Below are 21,476 nucleotides of genomic sequence, written 5' to 3' on the forward strand. Positions count from 1 at the left end.
AGTACCTTCTGCGTAAAAAAGGGGGCTGAGCAGACTGTAGTTCACCGGCCAAAATCCACCTAGCCTATTCTCACCGCGTATAAACATTCATAAGCGATATATGATCAGCAGATAACACCTACAAGAGCAGCGCCCATGAACCTGAACAAGGTCGATCTCAATCTGTTTATCGTCTTCGATGCGATCTACACCGAAGCCAACCTGACCCGCGCCGGGCAGATCGTCGGCATTACCCAGCCAGCGGTCTCCAACGCCCTGGCACGGCTGCGTGATACCTTCAACGATCCCTTGTTCGTGCGTACCGCTCAGGGCATGGTGCCTACCCCCATGGCCCAGAACATTATCGGCCCGGTGCGTAACGCCCTGTCGTTGCTGCGTGTGTCTGTACAGGAGAGCCGGATCTTCACCCCCCTGCAGGCGAACAAGACCTTCCGTATCAGCATGACGGACCTGACCGAAGCGGTGATTCTGCCCCCCTTGTTCCAGCGCCTGCGGCGTCTGGCCCCGGCCGTGGCCATCGAAAGTTTCCTCTGCAAACGCCGTGAGACCACCAAGGAGCTGGCGGCCGGGCGCCTTGACTTCGCCGTCGACGCGCCGCTCAACACCGACCCGCAAGTGCGTCATGTAAAACTGATGCAAGACCAGTACGTCTGCGCCATGCGCGAGGGCCACCCGCTGGCCAAAGACACACTCAGCCTGGATGAATACATGGGCCTGACCCACATCCACATTTCCAGCCGCCGCAACGGGCTGGGCTATGTCGACCTGGCACTGGGCAAGATGGGCTTGCAACGCAAGATCGCCCTGCGTTCACAACATTACCTGATGGCCTCGCAGGTGTTGCAGCAGACCGACATGGTGATGACCGTGCCAGAACGCTTTGCTCGGCTCCATCATCTGAATTTCACACCACTGCCGGTCAACGATGTTCCGCCGCTGGAAACCCACCTGTACTGGCATGAGAGCACAGACCAGGACCCCGCCAACCGCTGGATGCGCGAGCAGATCATCGAGTTGTGCCAACGGGTCGTTGCGCAAGAAACGCAGCCCGTACACGCCTGAACTCAAACCCTGTCGCGCGCACAATCACGATCCAGCTTGACGTATACGTAAAGCTGCCTTTAGGTTTAGCGCATGCACCTAGCCGAGCCTTGCCATGAGTAGCCAGACCTACAGTATTTCCGACCTTTCCCGCGAACTGGACATTACCACCCGTGCCATTCGCTTTTATGAGGAGCAAGGACTGCTCAGCCCCGAACGCCGGGGCCTGGAGCGTATCTACACGGCCCGCGACAAAGTCAGCCTGAAGCTGATCCTGCGTGGCAAGCGAATCGGCTTTTCGCTGGCAGAGTGCCGCGAGCTGATCGAGCTCTACGACCCCAGCAGCGGTAACCAGAAGCAGCTCAACAGCATGTTGGCAAAGATTGCCGAGCGGCGCGCCCAGCTTGAGCAGCAGTTACTCGACATCCAACAGATGCAACTGGAACTGGACACCGCCGAAGAGCGCTGCATACAGGCGCTGGCAACCACCCTGAACAATCAGAAAAGCGCCGTTGAGGCCTCACAGGAACCTTCCCAATGACAATGCCCGAGAATGTCCGCCTGGTCGAAGTCGGCCCACGCGACGGCCTGCAGAACGAAGCCCAGCCGATCAGCGTGGCAGACAAGGTACAGCTGGTCGATGACCTGACTGCTGCGGGGCTTGGTTACATTGAAGTCGGCAGCTTTGTCTCACCGAAGTGGGTACCGCAGATGGCGGGCTCCGCCGATGTGTTCGCGCACATCAAACAAAAAGCCGGCGTGACCTACGCCGCCCTGGCACCGAACCTGCGCGGTTTCGAGGACGCACTGGCCGCCGGAGTCAAGGAGGTCGCGGTATTCGCGGCGGCCTCTGAAGCCTTCTCGCAGCGCAACATCAACTGCTCGATCAGCGAGAGCCTGCAACGCTTCGTACCGATCATGGAAGCCGCACGACAGCACGGCGTGCGTGTACGTGGCTATGTGTCGTGTGTACTGGGCTGCCCCTATGAAGGTGCGGTAAGCGCCGAGCAAGTGGCCCCGGTGGCCCGCGAGCTTTACGACATGGGCTGCTATGAAGTCTCGCTGGGTGACACCATCGGTACCGGCACCCCAGGCGCAACCCGCCGGATGTTCGAGGTGGTTGGTGCGCAGGTACCACGGGCACAACTGGCCGGGCACTTCCATGACACCTATGGCCAGGCACTGGCCAACGTCTATGCCAGCCTGCTGGAAGGGATTGCCGTGTTCGACAGCTCGGTCGCAGGGCTGGGTGGCTGCCCTTATGCCAAGGGCGCCAGCGGTAACGTGGCCAGTGAGGATGTGCTGTACATGCTTCAGGGCCTGGGCATCAAGACCGGTATCGACCTGGATGCACTGATTGCAGCCGGCCAGCGGATCAGCAACGTTCTGGGCCGCGCCAGCGGTTCACGTGTTGCGCGTGCACGTAACGCCCAGTAATCCCGTGGCGGTAACAGCCGGCCTCGTAGCCAGTGTTACCGCCCCCACATTTTTCAGGGAAAAAACGGGTAACACAGAAACAAATCGACAAATTCTCCCGGCCAACCTTTTCGACAAAATCTCTAAACCATTGATTTTATTGAGTTTTAAAAAGTTGGCACGCCACCTGCTATATGTTCGGTACAACAACAATAAAAAATGCGACAACCCAATAAAAACAAGACGTAACGACTCTGGCATAACAAGAACAACCACGGCAGAGACGCAGCTAACAGATTTTTTTGGAGATGATGTGCTTTTCGGGGGCGTGCCCCACGACCAGGCAGAGAACAATAAAACTACCCCAAGGTAGCGCCCGTCAGGTTGTATCAGCAATGATGAAAGCAGATCAGCGCTCAAAAAAATACGTTTGCTCTTGATCCCGGATGGGGATCGCCCGCAACACAGAGGTCGTGGCCGACAAAAACAACAAAAGGCCACCCTCACAATAATAAAAAGAGCACGCAACAATCTTTGAGGGGAGCCTAGGCTCCCCTCAGTGCTTCCTGCCTCCTCAAAAATCGCCCACAGATCCACGCCTCTGCAACGGGTGCGGTGGATAGTCGCAGGCACGTCGCGCACAACGGCCCGAGCCAGGCAATCAGCGGCCTGCGCGCCCACTCGACTGAATCTGATACGGTTTTTATCGCAATACCTGAGCCTGTTATGCAAACAGAACGCTCGCCATAGTGCTCTGGCCTGATCGAGGCCTGATGAGCGACGAACCATGAGCGATAGAATCCCCGTCCAGATCGTTGAGATTGCCGAGCCCTCCCCCGTCAAGAAGAAGGCCGCCAGCAGCGACGGACACATCCACACCCGCAGCTTCACCGGCCTGTTCCGCAACCTGCGCATCGGTGGTGCCGGCTTTCTTTTCCTGCTGTTTTTCGGCACGGTCTGGTTGAACTGGGGCGGTCGTCAGGCCGTGCTCTGGGACCTGGCTGAAAGCAAGTTCCATATTTTCGGTGCGACGTTCTGGCCGCAGGATTTCATCCTGCTTTCGGCATTGCTGATCATCTGCGCTTTTGGCCTGTTCGCCATTACCGTGTTTGCCGGGCGCATCTGGTGCGGCTATACCTGCCCGCAAAGCTCATGGACGTGGATCTTCATGTGGTGCGAGAAGATCACCGAAGGCGAGCGCAACCAGCGAATCAAACTGGATGCTGCGCCCTGGAGCCTGAACAAGCTGGCCCGCCGTTCAGCCAAGCACACCCTGTGGCTGGCCATAAGCGTGCTGACCGGGCTGACCTTTGTTGGCTACTTCACGCCGGTCCGGCCATTGGCTGAAGAGCTCTTCAGCTTGCAACTGGGCGGCGTCAGCCTGTTCTGGGTGCTGTTTTTCACCGGGGCAACCTACATCAATGCTGGCTGGCTACGTGAAGCCGTCTGCATGCACATGTGCCCCTACGCCCGCTTCCAGAGCGTGATGTTCGATAAAGACACCCTGACCGTCGCCTATGACCCGCGTCGCGGCGAGTCACGCGGCCCACGCAAGAAAGACGTCGACCACAAGGCCAAGGGCCTGGGCGACTGCATCGACTGCCATATGTGCGTACAGGTTTGCCCCACCGGCATCGACATCCGCGATGGCCTGCAAATGGAGTGCATCGGTTGTGCGGCCTGCATCGACGCCTGCGACTCGATCATGGACAAGATGGGCTATGACCGTGGCCTGATCGGCTACAAGTCCGAACACACCCTGCAAGGGGGCAAAACCCATTGGCTGCGCCCACGCTTGCTCGGCTACTGCACCGTGCTGGTGGTGATGATCGGTGCCCTGGTGATTGCCTTGAACCAGCGCCCAATGGTCTCGCTCGATGTCAGCAAGGACCGCGGCCTGTTCCGGGAAAACAACCTGGGGCAGATCGAGAACATCTACACCCTCAAGGTCATCAACAAAACCCAACAGCGCCAGCATTACCACCTGCGCCTGGTCGACAGCGAAGGCTTCGTGCTCCACGGCCAGAGCGAGTTCAACCTGGCACCGGGCGAGATCAGCGACTTGCCGGTCTCGGTGGCCATGCTCGCCGACCGTCCGGACAGCAGCGCCCAGGAGATCAGTTTCGAGGTTGTCGACAGCGATGAACCCAGCGTACGCAGCGTGGCCCGCAGCCGCTTTGTTGCGCCTTTGAACCGCTGATCACATACACTCCGTGTACCCAGAACCTGCCGAGCCATGATGAAACGCTACGAGAAATTCGCCGACGATATTGCCGAACTGATCCGTTCCGGGGTGCTCGGCCCTGGCCAGCGGGTACCGTCGGTGCGCTATGCCAGCCAGACCCACGGCGTCAGTCCGTCCACGGTGTTCCAGGCGTACTACCTGCTGGAGCGTCGCGGGCTGATCCGCGCCCGGCCACGTTCCGGCTATTTCGTTAACGCCCACGCACCACGCCAGTTCAATGAGCCGCAGATCATCGAGCAGGCCACCGAGTCCACCGAAGTTGACGTCAGCGAACTGGTGTTCTCCATCCTCGACTCGATCAAAGACCCGCAAACCGTCGCCTTCGGCTCGGCCTTCCCGAGCCCGAACCTGTTCCCACTGCCGCGCCTGGCCCGCTCGCTGGCCAGCGCCAGCCGGGAAATGGACCCACGCATGGTGGTCACCGACCTGTCGCCAGGCAACCCGCAACTGCGGCGGCAGATAGCCCTGCGCTATATGGTCGGCGGCTTGATGCTGCCGATGGAGGAGCTGCTGATCACCAACGGCGCCCTGGAGGCGCTGAACCTGTGCCTGCAAGCCGTCACCGAACCCGGCGATCTGGTAGCGATCGAGGCGCCGGCGTTCTACGCCTGCCTGCAGATTCTTGAACGGTTGAAACTCAAGGCCGTGGAAATTCCCGTTCACCCACGCGAAGGCATCGACCTTGGCGTCCTCGCCCAGACACTGGAGCGGCATCCGGTAAAAGCCTGCTGGTGCATGACCAATTTCCAGAACCCGGTGGGCGCCAGCATGCCGGAGGAGAAGAAGAAACAGTTGGTGGAACTGCTGCGTCAGCATCAGGTGCCACTGATTGAAGATGACGTCTACGCCGAACTCTACTATGCCCAACAGGCACCGAAACCGGCCAAGGCGTTCGACACCGATGGCCTGGTGATGCACTGCGGTTCCTTCTCCAAAAGCCTGGCACCGGGGTATCGCATCGGCTGGGTGGCCGCCGGACGCTACGCCCAGAAGATCGAACGGCTCAAGCTGATGACCTCGCTGTGCGCCTCAATGCCGGCGCAGGCGGCCATTGCCGACTACCTGCAGCACGGCGGCTATGACCGCCACCTGCGCAAACTGCGCTATGCCCTGGAAGAACAGCAGAGCGCCATGCTCGCGGCCATTGCCCGGCATTTCCCGGCACAAACGCGGGTCAGCCACCCGGAAGGAGGCTACTTCCTGTGGCTGGAATTGCCGGAGCAGATGGACTCCCTGAAGCTCTTTCAGATGGCCTTGGCACAAGGTATCAGCATTGCACCGGGGCCGATTTTCTCAGCCACTCAGCGCTTTCGTAACTGCATACGATTGAACTACGGCAGCCCTTGGACCGAGCAATCGGAAAAGGCCATGGAGACACTGGGGCGAATCGTCCGCTCGTTCTGATCTGCAGGCGCGTCAGCGCCCACCCCCCAACTCGATAAAACTGCCGGTGGAATAGGACGCCTTGTCCGACAGCAACCAGATAATGGCCTCGGCCACTTCTTCAGCCCGCCCGCCGCGCCCCATGGGGAGGCTGGCCTCCAGCGTACTGACCCGGTCCGGGTCGCCACTGAGCGCGTGGAAATCGGTGTGAATGTAGCCAGGACGCACGGCGTTGACCCGCACACCTTCACTCGCGACCTCCTTGGCCAGCCCCACGGTAAACGTGTCCAGCGCACCTTTGGAGGCGGCATAATCGACATATTCGTTGGGCGAACCAAGCCGGGCAGCCACCGAAGAGACGTTCACGATACTGCCTCCCAGCCCGCCATGGCGGGTCGACATACGCTGCAGCGCGTGTTTGGCGCAGAGCATCGGCCCCACCACATTGGTCTTCATCAGCTTGAGCAGACGGAACTCGGACATGTCCTCAAGCCGGCTGGTGTGCCCGATGGTCCCGGCGTTGTTGACCAGCGCCGTCACCCGCCCCAACTCACTGTCGACCCGATGAAACAACTGGATGACTTCATCTTCGACACTGACATCGGCGCGAACGGCAATCGCCTCGGCACCCAACTCACGGACCTCAGCCAACACACGCTCGGCGGCCTCATCGTCGGCGTGATAGTTGATGCAAACCCGATAGCCCTGAAGCGCCGCAAGACGTGCGGTAGCGGCACCGATGCCACGGCTTGCGCCGGTTATGACGATGACTTGCTGCATGAAAACCCCTTGCCCAAATAACCTTTGCTTAATTAAGGCTAACGCCCCGATCAGGCCGCTGACAACACCTTACAAACCTGTAATCCAACGCTCAGCTTTCTGACAGGCCAAACGGGCTAGAATCGAGCCCTCAGCGTGATCGCTGTCTCCCGCTTCGCCACACCGGGGGATGAGCCAGCGGCAACAGGCCACGCTGCACCTGAACGCCAATTCCGCTATTCTGCCGGCTAACCGCTGGGCACTCGAACACACGTGACACACCAGCGTCTGGATCTGGAGATTAACCATGCTGACCAAGAAAATCGCCCTGTTTGGCCTGCTGGCCTTCAGCACCCTGACTCAAGCCGGCCAGACCATTGATGTCTACCGCGACCCCAACTGCGGTTGCTGCAAGGAATGGATCAGCCACCTGCGTGACAACGGTTTCACAGTCAATGACCATGTCGAGCCGAACATGAGCGCGGTCAAGGAACGCCTGGGCGTTGCCCCCCGCCTGGCCTCATGCCACACCGGTGTGATCGACGGCAAGTTCGTCGAGGGCCACGTACCCGCCGAACAGGTCAAACTGCTGGCCAAGCGCTCCGACCTGAAAGGCCTGGCCGTCCCAGGCATGCCAATGGGGTCACCCGGCATGGAAATGGGAGACCACAAAGACGCCTACCAGGTCATCGGCCTGACCAAGGACGGCACTGACGAAGTGGTCGCTACGTACTGATCGCGTGTTCATGCTCAGCCACTGGGGGCTGTTTCTCAGTGCTTTTGCGGCAGCGACGCTGCTGCCCATGCAGTCCGAAGCCGTATTGGTGGGTTTGCTGATTGGCGAGCCCGATGCGGTGCTCAGCCTGCTACTGATTGCCACACTCGGTAATGTGCTGGGTTCGATCGTCAACTGGTTGCTGGGCCGCGGTATCGAACAGCTACGCGACAAACGCTGGTTTCCGTTCAAGCCCGAGCAACTGGACAAGGCCCAGCAGCGCTACCAACGTTACGGTCAATGGTCGCTGTTGCTGAGCTGGATGCCGGTGATCGGCGACCCGCTAACCCTGATTGCCGGGGTAATGCGCGAGCCGTTCTGGCGCTTCCTGTTACTCGTCAGTGTGGCCAAGGGTGGTCGCTACCTGATACTTGCGCTGCTCACCCTTGGCTGGATACACCGTTGATACTGGCACCGCACTAGCCCCAGATCTGCTCCTCTGTCCAGCCCAGTTCGGCAAAGTCCTGAGCCCTTAGCTCAGACTCCTGCGCACAGAAAAACTCATCGAGTTGCGGCGGCGGCACTTCGGTTTCGGCAAGCATGGCGTGCACCTGGCCACGGTGGTGGATCTGGTGCTGAAACAGGTGCGCCAGCAGACGCAAGCGCTGCTCACACTGCACACGATCAGGCCGCACGATACTGACTTCACGCTGCAATTGATGATCGTGCAACTGGCTGCAGTAGGCGATCAGCCGATGATCGACCTGCGCCTGCTCGCGCTGCAACTGGTCACAGCTCTCAAACGCCTCCAGTGGTTCGAAGAGCCCTTCTGCCTCGATGTCCGGCGGCTCGCCACGGTGCTCACGCTCCAAGGCCTGAAGGTAGAACGAGTCGACCTGCAGAATGTGCTCAAGCGTTGCCTTGATCGATGGAAAAAAACCGCAGCGTGGCGCGACGAAATCATCCTGAGTCAATTGCTGACAGGCTTTGTACAAGCGGTGATTGGCCCAGGCATTGTTGTAGGCCATGGTCAGCAGGTGGTGCGACAGTGGCTCGGCCATGATCGGCTCCTCAACAGAAGCGTTGCAGTTGCATCTCCCGCAAGCGACTCAACGTACGCCGGAACGGGAACTCGAGATACCCTTGAGTGTAGAGCGCTTCCAGCGGTACCTGCGCCTCCAGGTACAACGCCACCCGACGGTCGTAACATTCATCGACCAATGCAATGAAACGCCGCACACCATCATCCTGCACCGATAACTGTGGCAACTCGCGGTCACCTGCAGCAACCCGCTCAACCCCGTCCTCAGTGCCCCGGGCAATTTTTGCCGGGCGCTGAGCCGCGCCGAGGGCAGGCACCTCGCCAAGCAGAATCGCCTGGAAGCGGTCGCACAAGGCCATGAATTCCGGCGCGGCCATCGGCTGCTCGCACAGGTCGGCGTAGCGACACCAGAGCACCTGGTCGCTGCGCTGCACTACCTGCACGCTACGGTGCTCTACGCGCAGGGGTTCGGCTGACCATTGGGCATCACCACAAAGGCTCGCAAACACCGCCCCCAGCACACTGCTCTCGCCAGGCTGGCGCACCCAATAGCGCTGTTTGGCCACCCCAGGGTGCAGGCGGTGATCCTGGCCGCCATCCACAGCGACGACCTGCATATGCTGCTCAATCGCCGCGATGGCCGGCAGAAAGCGCTCACGGTTGAAGCCATCATGGTAGAGCTGCTGCGGTGGCTGGTTAGAGGTGGCAACGATAACCACCCCCTCATCGAACAGCACCTGGAACAGTCCGCCCAGAATGATCGCATCACCAATATCGTTGACGAACAACTCGTCGAAACAGAGCACCCGGATCTCGTCAGCCAAAGCGCGCGCCAAGGCCCGTAGCGGATCAGCCGTACCGTTGAGCTGGAACAGACGCTGGTGCACCCAACGCATGAAGTGGTGAAAATGCTGGCGCCGCGCCGGCTGCTTCAGGCTGCGATGAAACTGGTCCATCAGCCAGGTTTTGCCACGCCCCACCGGGCCCCACAGGTAGACGCCACGTGCTGACGCACCCTGCTCTACAGCGTCGAAACAAGCTTGCAGGGCTGTCGCCGCCTGCAGTTGGGCTGCATCGGCGACAAAGCCGTTACAGGCGACCGCCTGTTGGTAGAACTGCAACGGTGAAGCTTCGCTGAAGCCAGACATCAGGAGCGTCTCAGGCAAAACGCCAAGCCTACCGCCGGGCAGTGCCTGAGCGCCAGCCTTCCCCTGCCCTCAGTGCAGTTACGGTGCACGAATGGAGTCGCGCGGCGGACGCGAAGGCTCCAGATTCGGCACCTGCTGTTCCCGGCGCAGGTTATCGCCATTACCGATACCCCGGTTTTCCAGGGTCGGCGGGCGCGGATTGGGCTGGGTAGACGGTGCAGGGACCGGCGGCGTGGCCGGCACGCTACCTTGTCGGCTGTTCGGGTTGGCTCTGCGGATCGGGCTGTTATAAGGATTATCGGGTTGCGCAGCCAGGTACAACGGAGCAGCCGGTTGCGCCTGCGCGGTTGCCGCCAGCAACAGACTCAAGCCAAGCACCTGCACGCCTAGCCATGATGTGTTCATCGAATCACCTCCACAACGCGTTGCGCCCAATCGTTGGATAGCTCGGAACACTACAGGTTCAGCGACAAACCTGTGGTTTGCTGTTCACATCGACTACCACCACCCCGGTGTATTTGCCACACTGAGCCTGTGCCCTATTACCGAGGACTGCCCATGTTCCGTACCTTGCGTCAAACCTTGAGCGTGCTGCTGATCCTGGCCTTGAGCGCGTGCGCGCTGTTTCAGGGGCGTGACCCGGTAAACATCAGCGTCATCGGTATCGAACCGCTACCAGGACAAGAGCTTGAACTGCGCATGGCCGTCAAGCTGCGTATCCAGAACCCCAACGAAACGCCTATCAACTACAACGGCATCGCCCTGAACCTTGAGGTCAATGGTCAACCACTGGCAGCCGGGGTCAGTAATCAGCGCGGCAGCGTTGCTCGGTACAGCGAGGACATACTGGTGGTACCGGTAAGCATCACCGCCTTTTCCATGCTGCGCCAGGCGTATGGATTAGGTCAGGCGCGCAGCCTCGATGGCCTGCCGTACGAGTTACGCGGCAAACTGGCCAGCGGGCCACAGGGTACCGTGCGCTTTACCAACCGCGGGCGCCTGAACCTGCCAGAACCCACAAGCAGTGTCTGGTAGCCGCAGGCTTTGCAAGGTTGTAGATACGGCTGTCGCCAACGTCAGCGTGACGCAGCCATCAGCTTGTTGACTTCACTGCGCACCATGTTGGCGTATTCGGGCGGCGACATGCCGTCCAGCTCCGTACGCACCCACTCGGCCCACTTGCCCTTGCGGCGTGGCTTTTCGCCGATCAGTCGTGCAGCCTCGCCCTTGGCTTTGCCCAGGCTGGTCTGCCAGAGTTCGAACAGCCGGGACTTCTCGTCTTCGATCTGTGCCCGTTCGGCAAAACTCTTGTTGGCCAGATTGAAACTCATGAGGACTTCCTACCGCTTGAAAATGGGCGTTATCTTACACTGTAGCCGCTGGCGTCGGCCAAACCCCTGCAACTTTACGCGCCGCCAGCATCGATTGATCAATGTTCACCCCTATAGAGGAAGCGTTCATGGCCAGGAAAATCACTGTGCAAGCCGATACCGAGCAGATCAAGGATCAGGCCTTCAGTGAGTTGCAGGCGCTGATTGAAGAATCGGAAAAACTGCTGAGAGACAGCGCCACGCTGGTTGGCGAAGAGGCCGAGACCTTGCGAACCCAGGTCGGCCAGAAACTCAAGCAGGCGCGCCATGCGATGAACGCTGTCGGTGAGCGTGCGAAACCGGTCGTCGAAGCGACTGAAACCTACATCGGTGGCCACCCTTGGCAGACCGTAGCGATTTCGGCCGGGGTCGGCCTGATCGTCGGCCTGCTGCTGGGACGTCGCGGCTAACGCCTGCAAGCAACAACTGCGCGACCGTCAGGGCCCGCGCAGTTGCAGCGGGTCGACCTGTGCACAGGCAATCGCCATGCCCACCAACTCCGGCAGGTGTTCGGCCTGCATGCGCTTCATGACCCGAGAGCGGTACAAGTCGACCGTCTTCACACTGACAGCCAACTGCTCAGCAATTTCCCGGTTGGTAAACCCTTGCACCAACGGCAGGAACACATCACGTTCACGCGGGGTAAGGCTGTCAATGCGTGCCTGCACCGCATCACGCTGGCTGCTGCCAGCCTGCGCACGATGAGAACGCCCCAGAGCATCTTGAACGCTGTCCAGCAACAGCTGATCGTTGTAAGGCTTTTCGATGAAATCACAGGCCCCGGCCTTGAAGGCTCGTACCACAATCGGCACATCGGCATGACCGCTGAGAAAGATGATGGGCAAATCGAGCCCACGCGCCCGCAACGCTTCCTGCACGCTTAGCCCGCCCATACCTGGCATTCGCACATCAAGCAGCACACACGCTGGCAGACACGCGTCACAGGCATCCAGAAAGGCCTGGCCACTGGTGAACGGCAATGCCTGAAGGCCCACCGACTCCAACAGCCAGACCGTGGAATCGAGCATGCCCTGATCGTCATCGACCACGTAAACCTTCGGTTCCTGCATCAAGACCTCTTGTTCAGACAGTAGCTGCCGGCGCCAGCCGACAACACAGAATCAATCCGCCGCCATCGCCCGGACTGGCCTGCAGCGTTCCACCAAAACCCTCGACGATACTGCGGCTCATGCTCAAACCCAAGCCAAGCCCCTCCGGCTTGCTGGTATTGAACGGGGTGAAGATGCCGTCGAGCCGCTCCGCAGCCACACCCGGCCCCTGGTCGCACACCCGGATCGTCAACCACCCTGCCTCTAGTACAGCACTCAGCAGCACACGAGAAGGCCGCCCGGGCTGTTGCTCGCGGTTAGCCTCGAACGCATTGCGCAGCAGATTGAGCAAGACCTGCTCAAGGAGGATGCGGTCGGCGTAAACCGGCGGCAGATTGTGCGCCATACGCTGGTCGATCGTCACCTGTGCTTGATTGGCTTCCCACGCACACAAGCGCACGGCTTCACGGGCAACCTCGGCGATATGCAAGGCTTGCAGGCGGCGCGGCTCCTTGCGCAAAAAGGCACGCAGGCGCTTGATCACTTCAGCCGCATGAGTGGCCTGTTCATTGATCCGCTGCAAGCCCTGGGCTACACGCTGCACAGCCTTGGGGTCGTGCTCCAGTGTCTGCAGATAGCGCTGACTGGCACTGGCGTAATTCACCACGGCGGCCAGCGGCTGGTTGATCTCATGGGCGATCCCCGACGCCAGCTCACCCAGGGTGACCAAGCGCGCAGTATGCGCCAGTTCGTCCTGATGTCGACGCTGCTGAGCTTCGCGCAGTTCGCGCTCCGTCATGTCCCGCGCCACCAGCGAGTAATAGCGCTCACCGCCGTTGGCACGATGAGCCAACAGTACCAGCGACACCGGAAACAGGCTGCCGCCGCCGCAAGGCTTGAAGGTCGCTTCGCACTGCCAGACGCCCTCGCGTTCGGCCTGTTGCCAACCTTCAGCATCCAGGCGCTGCACGGCCTCATCATCGAGCACATCACGAAGGCCCGGTGCCGCCTGCTGTTCAACCAGCCCCAGTGCACGCCGTGCCGAACGATTAAGGTAGGTGAGTTGCCCCGCCGGGTCGGTAAACAACACCAGATCCGTGTTGGCTTCTACCACCTCGGCCAGTCGTCGCAAGTTCTCCTGAGCCTCAACCCGAAGGGTAATCTCACGGGAAACACTGATCACTTCCACCACCGCGCCGGTGTAGGTTTCCCGGATCGCCCGGCTGGCAATCTCAAACCATCGGTAATGGCCATCCCGGTGGCGGACACGACAGGTCATGGTCTGATAACCATCCTGCTCCAGTGCCTCGCCAGCCTGGGGTAGCGACTGCAAGCAGTCATGAGGATGAAACAGGCTCTGCACGGCAACACCACGCAGCTCTTCAGGCCAGTAACCGAGCAAACGGTAGGATGCCGGCGACGCATCAAGGAAACACCCATCGGGCGTGTGCCGAGAAATCAGGTCGGTAGTGTTCTCGGTAATCAGCCGATAGAGCCGTCGAGCCTGGCTGGCATCGCGCACACTCTGGCGCTCGGCGGTCGCGTCACGGCAGCGGGCGATCACCTGACGGCAATCATCTGAAGGGATCAGCGTCCATAGCAGAATACGCTCGCCAACCTGCGCTTCTACCTCGGCAATAGCCCGATCCTGAAACAGGCAGGCCTGGATCAAGGCGGCGTAGTTGGAGGGCAGCACCGTCGCCGGGGAGCGCCCCAGGGCCAGCGCCTCAAACGCCGGATTAGCGCTGAGCAGCCGCGCCGCCGCATCGAGTATGAGCGTAGGCTGCGGGTCCTTGGCAAACAAGGCAGTCGTCGATAGCGTCAAGAATAGGTCCGTTTTTTATAGTATAAGTACCATATTGCTATAGTCTAGCTTCCATATACTATGGCGTTTCGAGTAAAAAATGCGACACCCAGCGGGCCACGATCTCGCTGTAGAAACCTGATCAGAGCTAACAATCAGCCAACGGGGGTTTCAGTTCGCCAAGCGCGGCTGCCTCCTGCACAGGACACTGTCATGTCGATCTACGAACAAGGCCTCGCGCCCGCCTCTGTCAATCACACTGCCCTTACTCCCCTGAGTTTCATCGAGCGCACGGCCGCTGTCTATGGGCAATATCCTGCCGTCATCCATGGCTCGATCCGCCGTAACTGGCAAGACACGTATGCCCGGTGCCGACGCCTTGCCAGCGCCCTGGCCGGCCGTGGCATCGGAAAAGGCGACACCGTTGCCGTCATGCTGCCCAACATTCCGGCAATGCTGGAGGCACACTTCGGCGTGCCAATGATCGGCGCCGTACTGAACACCCTTAACGTGCGCCTGGATCACGAGGCCATCGCGTTCATGCTTGAGCATGGCGAAGCCAAGGTACTGATCACCGACCGCGAGTTCCACTCGGTGATCACTGCAGCACTGGCCCTGTTGAAGAATCCACCACTGGTCATTGACGTTGATGACCCGGAGTATGGCGAAGGCTGTGCGGTCAGTACGCTGGATTACGAGGCCTTCCTCGCTGAAGGCGACCCGGACTACGACTGGACCTGGCCGGAAGACGAATGGCAGGCCATCTCGCTCAACTACACATCCGGTACTACCGGCAACCCCAAGGGCGTGGTTTACCACCATCGGGGCGCCTACCTGAACTCGCTGGGCAACCAGATCACCTGGGCAATGGGCAACCACCCGGTCTACCTCTGGACCCTGCCGATGTTCCACTGCAACGGTTGGTGCTATCCGTGGATCGTCACTGCACTGGCCGGCACCCATGTATTCCTGCGCCGGGTAGACCCACAGAAAATCCTGACCATGATTCGCGAGCATCAGGTCACTCACCTGTGCGGTGCCCCCATTGTGCTCAACGCACTGATCAACATGCCCGACACGGCCAAAGCCGCCATTGACCACCCCGTCAATGCCATGGTTGCCGGCGCAGCGCCACCGGCCAAGGTGATTGGCGCGGTCGAGGAAATGGGCATCAAGGTGACGCACGTCTACGGCCTGACTGAAGTGTATGGCCCGGTCACCGTGTGTGCCTGGCATAGCGAGTGGGACGAAAAGCCACTGTATGAGCGCGCCCGCATCAAGTCACGCCAGGGCGTTCGCTACGTCACGCTTGAAGGCCTGATGGTCGCCGACCCACAAACCCTGGAGCCTGTACCGCGCGATGGCAACACCATCGGCGAGATCTTCATGCGCGGTAACACCGTCATGAAAGGCTACCTGAAAAACCCGACTGCCACTGCAGAAGCGTTCCGTGGCGACTGGTTCCACACCGGCGACCTTGCTGTCTGGCACCCGGACGGCTATGTCGAGATCAAGGACCGGTTGAAAGACATCATTATCTCAGGCGGCGAGAACATCTCGACCATCGAGGTTGAAGACACGCTGTACCGCCACCCATCGGTACTTGAAGCCGCGGTGGTCGCTCGTCCCGATGAAAAATGGGGTGAAACCCCGTGCGCCTACATCACGCTGAAAGGCCACTGCCAGGACACCACCGAAGACGAGATCATCGCCTTCTGCCGCGAGCACCTGGCCGGTTTCAAATTGCCGAAGACGGTGATTTTCAGTGAGCTGCCAAAGACCTCAACCGGCAAGATTCAAAAGTACTTGCTGCGTGACTGGGCAAAAGCGCTCTGATCCCTATCCACCCGATTTCTGCGAGACCCGCGATGCCTGAGTTCAATGCACCACTGCGCGACATGCGCTTCGTCCTTCATGAGGTTTTCCAGGGCCCTGCCCTTTGGGCCCGACTGCCAGCACTGGCCGGCGCGGTCGATGCAGAGACTGCCGATGCGATCCTTGAGGAGGCGGCGAAGATTACCGGCCAGTTGATTGCCCCGCTCAACCGCAGTGGCGATGAAGAGGGTGTCGGCTTCGAGGCAGGCGCTGTGACCACACCGCAAGGCTTCAAGGAAGCCTGGCAGACCTACCGCGACGGCGGCTGGGTAGGCCTGGCCGGGAACCCGGCGTATGGCGGCATGGGCATGCCAAAGATGCTGGCCGTGCAGTTTGAGGAAATGCTGTATGCCGCCAACTGCAGTTTCAGCCTTTACTCGGCCTTGAGTGCCGGTTGCTGCCTGGCCATTGACGCTCACGCCAGCGAAGCCCTGAAAGCCACCTACCTGCCGCCGCTCTACAGCGGCGAATGGGCTGGCACCATGTGCCTGACCGAGCCTCACGCCGGTACTGACCTGGGCATCATCCGCAGCAAGGCTGAACCTCAGGCCGATGGCAGCTACGCCATCAGCGGCACCAAGATCTTCATCACCGGTGGCGATCAGGACCTGACCGAGAATATCGTTCACCTGGTACTGGCCAAGTTGCCCGATGCCCCGGCTGGGCCAAAAGGCATCTCACTGTTCCTGGTGCCCAAACGCCTGGTTAACGCTGATGGCAGCCTGGGTGCAACCAACGCCGTCAGTTGTGGCTCGGTAGAGCACAAGATGGGCATCAAGGCCTCCGCGACCTGCGTCATGAACTTCGACGGCGCGATTGGTTACCTGGTCGGTGAAGAAAACCGTGGCCTGGCCGCCATGTTCACCATGATGAACTACGAGCGTCTGTCCATCGGTATCCAGGGCATCGGCTGCGCCGAAGCCTCATACCAGAATGCCGCCACCTACGCCCGCGACCGCCTGCAAAGCCGCGCCGCCGGGGGCCCGCAGGCGAAAGACAAGATTGCCGACCCGATCATCGTTCACCCGGATGTACGGCGCATGCTGCTGACCATGCGCGCACTGACCGAAGGTGGTCGCGCCTTCGCCACCTACGTCGGCCAGCAACTGGACATCAGCAAATACGGTGAAGACGCCGCCGAGTGTGATTCTGCACAGCGCCTGGTCGCACTGCTGACCCCCGTAGCCAAAGCGTTCTTCACCGACACTGGCCTGGAAAGCTGCGTGCTGGGCCAACAAGTGTTTGGTGGGCACGGCTATATCCGCGAGTGGGGCCAGGAACAGCTGGTACGTGATGTGCGGATCGCACAAATCTACGAGGGTACCAACGGCATCCAGGCACTGGACCTGCTCGGTCGCAAGGTAGTTGCCGATGGCGGCCAGTCGCTGGCGATCTTCGCCCGGGAAATCCGCGCCTTCTGCGAAACCGCAGCACCGTTCAGCGAGCCATTGCTGCAAGCCTTGGCCCAACTGGAAAGTACCAGCCAGTGGCTTTGCCAGCAGGCCGTCAAGGACCCGAATGCGGTGGGTGCTGCTTCGGTTGAATACCTGCATATGTTTGGCTATGTGGCCTACGCCTACATGTGGTCGCGAATGGCAGCCACCGCACACGAGAACCGTGCGCAGGATCCGGCCTTCTATCAGGCCAAGCTCGCCACCGCAGCGTTCTACTTTGAGCGCCTGCTGCCACGCGTGCTCTCGTTGCACGCCAGCATTCGCGCTGGCAGCACGACGCTCTACACGCTGTCCGCCGAGCAGTTCTAAGGCGGGCCACCAACGGGGCCTTGGTGCGCAGGTACCAAGGCCCCGTTGTCTTGTCTGAAAGAGACGTCCATTTGATTGCCCGCTGTATCACGCGCAAGAATGATGGTCCGTCGCGTTCGACCTACAGCACCATGGCCGCCACCCAGCCAAAGGCCAACAGCGGCAAATTGTAGTGAATAAAGGTTGGAACCACCGTGTCCCAGATATGGTGATGCTGCCCATCGACGTTCAACCCGGAGGTTGGCCCCAAGGTCGAATCCGACGCCGGCGAACCGGCATCACCCAGCGCGCCAGCGGTGCCAACGATGCACACGGTAGCCACAGGATCGAAGCCCAACTGCACGCACAGAGGGACGAAGATCGCCGCCAGGATCGGTACGGTCGAAAACGACGAGCCGATGCCCATGGTGACCAGCAGCCCAACCAGCAGCATCAGCAATGCACCGACCCCTTTACTGTGATCGATCCAGACCGCCGATGCCTCGACCAGTGTTTTCACCTCGCCTGTGGCCTTCATTACCTCGGCAAAACCCGACGCCGCAATCATGATGAAACCAATCATGGCCATCATTTTCATGCCTTCGGTAAACAGGCCGTCAGTCTCCTTCCAGCGGACAATGCCCGACAGCGAGAAAATCAGGAAACCGGCCATGGCACCGATGATCATTGAGTCCAGCCATAGCTGGATAATGAACGCGGCAGCGATGGCACAGCCGGCTACCAGCAGTGTCAGCGGGTTGTAACGTACTGCGACCTGCTCGACCTGCTCGATCTTTTCCAGGTCATAGGCGCGTTTTTTTCGATAGCTGAAGAACACCGCCAGCAACAGGCCAAAAAGCATGCCCGCCGCCGGAATGGCCATGGCATGGGTCACGTTGACGCCACTCACATCCACACCGCTGCGGCTGACATTCGCCAACAGAATTTCATTAAGGAAAATGTTGCCGAAACCAACAGGCAGGAACATGTAGGGCGTGATCAAGCCAAAGGTCATGACGCAGGCCACCAACCGACGATCAATCGATAACCGGGTCAGCACATACAACAGTGGCGGCACCAGCAGTGGAATAAACGCGATATGGATCGGCAGAATATTCTGCGAAGAAATGGCCACCACCAGTAGCAGTGAAATCAGCAGCCATTTGACCTTGCCGCCTTCATTGCCACGCTGTTGATCGAACATTGCCAGCGCCCTGTCTGCCAGTGCGTGCGCCAACCCCGACTTGGCAATGGCCACGGCAAAGGCTCCGAGCAATGCATAGGACAGTGCTACCGTTGCACCACCGCCCAGGCCACCGTTGAACGCCTTCAAGGTGCCCTCGATACCAAGACCACCTGCCAGCCCGCCGGCCAAGGCACCGATGATCAGCGCAATCACCACATGCACGCGGGACAGGCTCAATATCAGCATGATGCCGACCGCGGCAATTACTGCATTCATTCCAGAGACCTCTTGAAAACCAGACAAAAAGCGTGCGCTTCGGCAACGGGATGGCCCGGCCGAACGAATTAGTATTTTTATGGAGGGCGCACACTCTGAAGCAGACACCCCGCCTTGTCAAAGCAGGGGCCCCGAACGGGGTCGCCTGAACATCCGAAAATGACGCTTTTCAATTGAGCGTTTAAATAAAGAAACAGTATTGGCGGCCGTTACAGTCGATAGCCTCAATCATTTTTGATTCAAAGGACTTCGCCATGTCGCTCAGACAACTTTCCATTCAATGGAAAATCACCCTGCTGGCCGGACTTTGCCTCGCGAGCATTGTCACCCTGCTGGTAGGACTTTCGTTGTACCGCATGGAACACAACTCCGACCTGGTCAAGGCCAGCAGCATGCAGATGCTGACTGAAGCTGCCCAGGCTCGCATCGAGTCTCAGGGCGAAGTCCAGGCCTCAAGCATCCGTCGTCAATTCATGGACGCCTACCAGTACGGTGCCGGTTTCGCCCGCCAGGTCCTGTTCCTGCGCGAGCAGTCCGAAAAGCGCTTCCTGGATGCGTTCGACCTGCGTGAAGACATGACCCGCCAAGTGCGCTCGGCATTGCAGGCAAACCCCGAACTGCTGGGCCTGTCGCTCGTCTTCGACCCCAATGCACTGGATAACAAAGACGCGCTGTTCATTGGCCAGAAGGACTTGGGCAGTAACGAAACAGGTCGTTTTGCGCTGTACTGGTCACAGCCAACACCAGGCAATCTGGTGTCCATGGCATTGCCCGAACATGACATCAACGACACCAGCGTCGGCCCGAGCGGGGAACCCGCCAACACCTGGTTCGCCTGCCCACGCAGCACTCGCCAACCGTGCGTGGTTGAACCGTACTTTTATGAGATCAACGGTCAACAGGTGCTGATGACCAGCATCGTCTACCCGCTGATCGTGGCCGACAAGGTCGTTGCCTCTCTCTCAGTCGACATCAATCTCAACAGCCTGCAAGGGCTCAGCCAGCAAGCCAGCCGCAGCCTGTATGAAGGCCGTACCCAGGTCGGGATCCTCAGCCCTGTCGGCCTGTTGGCAGGCTACAGCCCTGACGCGAGCAAACTGGCCCAGCGCTTTGAACAGGTCGACAGCGCCAACGGCGCCGAACTGGTTCGCCTGCTGGCCGATACCAGCGCCATGCACAGCATCCACCACAACAACCGCTTGAAGGTACTGGCATCGTTTGCCCCCATCCCAGGCGCCAAGTCATGGGGCGTATTACTGGATGTGCCTGAAAGCGCACTGACAGGCCCGGCCGAAGCACTTAAAGCGGAGCTGGATCAACGCAACACCAGCGGCACCTTGATCGAGCTGGGGCTTGGCCTGCTGGCGGCACTGGTGGGCCTGCTACTCGTCTGGTTGATGGCCCGCAGCGTCACCCGCCCTATCCTCGGTGTTGCAGCGATGCTCAAGGACATTGCCAGTGGCGAAGGCGACCTGACCCGCCGCCTGAACTACGACAAACGTGATGAGCTGGGTGAGTTGGCCGGCTGGTTCAACCGTTTCCTGGACAAGTTGCAGCCGACCATTGCAGAGGTCAAACAGTCGGTTCAGGCAGCCCGTAATACTGCCGACCAGTCTTCGGCGATTGCCAGCCAGACCAGTGCCGGCATGGAACAGCAGTACCGCCAGGTCGACCAGGTGGCTACCGCCTCCCACGAGATGAGTGCCACCGCGCAGGACGTCGCTCGCAGCGCAGCACAAGCCGCTCAAGCGGCCCGCGAGGCGGATCAGGCCACCCGCCAGGGCCTGGCAGTTATCGACCTGACAACCAGCAGCATCGACACCCTGGCGGCCGATATGAGCTCTGCCATGCGCCAAGTCGAAGGCCTGGCCGAAAACAGTGAAAAGATTGGCTCGGTGCTGGAAGTGATTCGCTCGATCGCCGAGCAGACCAACCTGCTGGCCCTGAACGCGGCCATCGAGGCGGCCCGGGCGGGTGAAGCCGGTCGTGGCTTCGCCGTTGTCGCTGATGAAGTGCGCAACCTGGCGCGACGTACTCAGGAGTCGGTCGAAGAAACCCGTCAGGTCATCGAACAGCTCCAGGCCGGTACGCACGACGTGGTGGGCGCGATGGACAGCAGCCACCGCCAGGCCCAGGGCAGCGTCGAACACGTCAGCCAAGCCGTCATCGCCCTGCGCCAGATCGGTGATGCCGTCACGGTCATCACCGACATGAACCTGCAGATTGCCAGCGCGGCCGAGGAGCAAAGTGCGGTAGCCGAAGAGATCAACAACAACGTCGCAACCATTCGCGACGTTACCGAATCGTTGGCCGGTCAGGCCAATGAGTCGGCACGGGTCAGCCAGTCACTCAACAGCCTGGCCAACCAGCAGCAAGGCCTGATGGATCAGTTCCGGGTGTGACAACCTACCCCGTAGCGGCTGCC

20 protein-coding genes and 1 pseudogene are annotated in these 21,476 nt (G+C 60.1%); 13 read left to right on the plus strand and 8 right to left on the minus strand.

Annotation, left to right across the window (positions count from 1 at the left end; translation table 11 throughout):
- Positions 1–135: 135 nt before the first annotated feature.
- The 5 genes from ACZ9H3_RS07250 to mapR all read left to right on the plus strand — a co-directional run bounded on the left by ACZ9H3_RS07250 (position 136) and on the right by mapR (position 6,106).
- Entirely contained in the window at positions 136–1,062 is a 927-nt protein-coding gene (locus ACZ9H3_RS07250) for a LysR family transcriptional regulator (protein WP_099775301.1), read from the plus strand.
- Positions 1,063–1,156: 94 nt separating this feature from the next.
- On the plus strand, positions 1,157–1,582 hold the full coding sequence (locus tag ACZ9H3_RS07255) for a MerR family transcriptional regulator (protein WP_065758515.1): 426 nt from the start codon (positions 1,157–1,159) through the stop codon (positions 1,580–1,582).
- A complete protein-coding gene (locus tag ACZ9H3_RS07260; RefSeq protein ID WP_065758514.1) occupies positions 1,579–2,478 on the plus strand; it encodes a hydroxymethylglutaryl-CoA lyase in 900 nt (299 codons plus the stop codon). The genes ACZ9H3_RS07255 and ACZ9H3_RS07260 overlap by 4 nt, the downstream gene beginning before the upstream one ends.
- Positions 2,479–3,244: 766 nt before the next feature.
- A complete protein-coding gene (gene ccoG / locus ACZ9H3_RS07265) occupies positions 3,245–4,657 on the plus strand; it encodes a cytochrome c oxidase accessory protein CcoG (protein WP_476220217.1) in 1,413 nt (470 codons plus the stop codon).
- Positions 4,658–4,696: 39 nt separating this feature from the next.
- The gene (gene mapR / locus ACZ9H3_RS07270) at positions 4,697–6,106 is read left to right on the plus strand and encodes a GntR family transcriptional regulator MpaR (protein ID WP_476222722.1); all 1,410 of its coding nucleotides are present in this window, start codon (positions 4,697–4,699) and stop codon (positions 6,104–6,106) included.
- Between the two features lie 12 nt (positions 6,107–6,118).
- On the opposite strand, the gene ACZ9H3_RS07275 is transcribed toward mapR, so the two are convergent.
- Entirely contained in the window at positions 6,119–6,865 is a 747-nt protein-coding gene (locus tag ACZ9H3_RS07275; protein WP_102053070.1) for an SDR family oxidoreductase, read from the minus strand.
- Between the two features lie 286 nt (positions 6,866–7,151).
- Here ACZ9H3_RS07275 and ACZ9H3_RS07280 point away from each other — a divergent pair, with 286 nt between their 5' ends.
- Both ACZ9H3_RS07280 and ACZ9H3_RS07285 read left to right on the plus strand, forming a co-directional pair.
- Positions 7,152–7,580 (plus strand): DUF411 domain-containing protein, encoded by a 429-nt coding sequence (locus tag ACZ9H3_RS07280; RefSeq protein WP_330523547.1) that lies wholly within the window; start codon positions 7,152–7,154, stop codon positions 7,578–7,580.
- A 10-nt stretch (positions 7,581–7,590) separates the two neighbouring features.
- A complete protein-coding gene (locus ACZ9H3_RS07285) occupies positions 7,591–8,025 on the plus strand; it encodes a YqaA family protein (protein ID WP_065758510.1) in 435 nt (144 codons plus the stop codon).
- A gap of 13 nt (positions 8,026–8,038) precedes the next feature.
- Here ACZ9H3_RS07285 and ACZ9H3_RS07290 read toward each other — a convergent pair whose 3' ends face one another.
- The 3 genes from ACZ9H3_RS07290 to ACZ9H3_RS07300 form a co-directional block, all read right to left on the minus strand.
- Positions 8,039–8,620, minus strand: a complete 582-nt coding sequence (locus tag ACZ9H3_RS07290) for a DinB family protein (RefSeq protein ID WP_330523546.1) — start codon at positions 8,618–8,620, stop codon at positions 8,039–8,041.
- A 10-nt stretch (positions 8,621–8,630) separates the two neighbouring features.
- Complete coding sequence (gene zapE / locus ACZ9H3_RS07295) at positions 8,631–9,749, minus strand: cell division protein ZapE (protein ID WP_065758508.1); 1,119 nt, start codon at positions 9,747–9,749, stop codon at positions 8,631–8,633.
- A gap of 78 nt (positions 9,750–9,827) precedes the next feature.
- A complete protein-coding gene (locus ACZ9H3_RS07300; protein WP_102053074.1) occupies positions 9,828–10,154 on the minus strand; it encodes a hypothetical protein in 327 nt (108 codons plus the stop codon).
- Positions 10,155–10,307: 153 nt separating this feature from the next.
- Here ACZ9H3_RS07300 and ACZ9H3_RS07305 point away from each other — a divergent pair, with 153 nt between their 5' ends.
- Entirely contained in the window at positions 10,308–10,784 is a 477-nt protein-coding gene (locus ACZ9H3_RS07305) for an LEA/WHy family protein (RefSeq protein WP_065758506.1), read from the plus strand.
- 41 nt (positions 10,785–10,825) lie between these two features.
- On the opposite strand, the gene ACZ9H3_RS07310 is transcribed toward ACZ9H3_RS07305, so the two are convergent.
- Positions 10,826–11,080 carry a hypothetical protein gene (locus ACZ9H3_RS07310; protein WP_065758505.1) on the minus strand — a complete coding sequence of 85 codons (255 nt, stop codon included), beginning with the start codon at positions 11,078–11,080 and terminating at the stop codon, positions 10,826–10,828.
- A gap of 128 nt (positions 11,081–11,208) precedes the next feature.
- On the opposite strand from ACZ9H3_RS07310, the gene ACZ9H3_RS07315 reads away from it, so the two are divergent.
- Positions 11,209–11,529, plus strand: a complete 321-nt coding sequence (locus tag ACZ9H3_RS07315) for an ElaB/YgaM/YqjD family protein (RefSeq protein ID WP_102053076.1) — start codon at positions 11,209–11,211, stop codon at positions 11,527–11,529.
- A 27-nt stretch (positions 11,530–11,556) separates the two neighbouring features.
- Here ACZ9H3_RS07315 and ACZ9H3_RS07320 read toward each other — a convergent pair whose 3' ends face one another.
- A complete protein-coding gene (locus ACZ9H3_RS07320) occupies positions 11,557–12,189 on the minus strand; it encodes a response regulator transcription factor (protein WP_065758503.1) in 633 nt (210 codons plus the stop codon).
- A gap of 13 nt (positions 12,190–12,202) precedes the next feature.
- Positions 12,203–13,993: a PAS domain S-box protein gene (locus tag ACZ9H3_RS07325; protein WP_099775302.1), complete on the minus strand. Its 1,791-nt coding sequence runs from the start codon at positions 13,991–13,993 to the stop codon at positions 12,203–12,205.
- A 192-nt stretch (positions 13,994–14,185) separates the two neighbouring features.
- Here ACZ9H3_RS07325 and ACZ9H3_RS07330 point away from each other — a divergent pair, with 192 nt between their 5' ends.
- A complete protein-coding gene (locus ACZ9H3_RS07330) occupies positions 14,186–15,808 on the plus strand; it encodes an acyl-CoA synthetase (protein WP_330523543.1) in 1,623 nt (540 codons plus the stop codon).
- 32 nt (positions 15,809–15,840) lie between these two features.
- The gene (locus ACZ9H3_RS07335) at positions 15,841–17,610 is read left to right on the plus strand and encodes an acyl-CoA dehydrogenase C-terminal domain-containing protein (protein WP_454241974.1); all 1,770 of its coding nucleotides are present in this window, start codon (positions 15,841–15,843) and stop codon (positions 17,608–17,610) included.
- Positions 17,611–17,731: 121 nt separating this feature from the next.
- On the opposite strand, the gene ACZ9H3_RS07340 is transcribed toward ACZ9H3_RS07335, so the two are convergent.
- On the minus strand, positions 17,732–19,051 hold the full coding sequence (locus ACZ9H3_RS07340) for a Na+/H+ antiporter family protein (protein WP_476220218.1): 1,320 nt from the start codon (positions 19,049–19,051) through the stop codon (positions 17,732–17,734).
- Positions 19,052–19,626: 575 nt separating this feature from the next.
- Here ACZ9H3_RS07340 and ACZ9H3_RS07345 point away from each other — a divergent pair.
- Together ACZ9H3_RS07345 and ACZ9H3_RS07350 are read left to right on the plus strand one after the other, a co-directional pair.
- Positions 19,627–20,595 (plus strand): annotated as a pseudogene (locus ACZ9H3_RS07345) (methyl-accepting chemotaxis protein); the annotation flags it as partial.
- Positions 20,596–20,697: 102 nt separating this feature from the next.
- The gene (locus ACZ9H3_RS07350) at positions 20,698–21,453 is read left to right on the plus strand and encodes a methyl-accepting chemotaxis protein (RefSeq protein ID WP_371917235.1); all 756 of its coding nucleotides are present in this window, start codon (positions 20,698–20,700) and stop codon (positions 21,451–21,453) included.
- The last annotated feature ends 23 nt before the right edge of the window (positions 21,454–21,476 follow it).

This window comes from Pseudomonas sp. TE3910 (genome assembly GCF_056279025.1).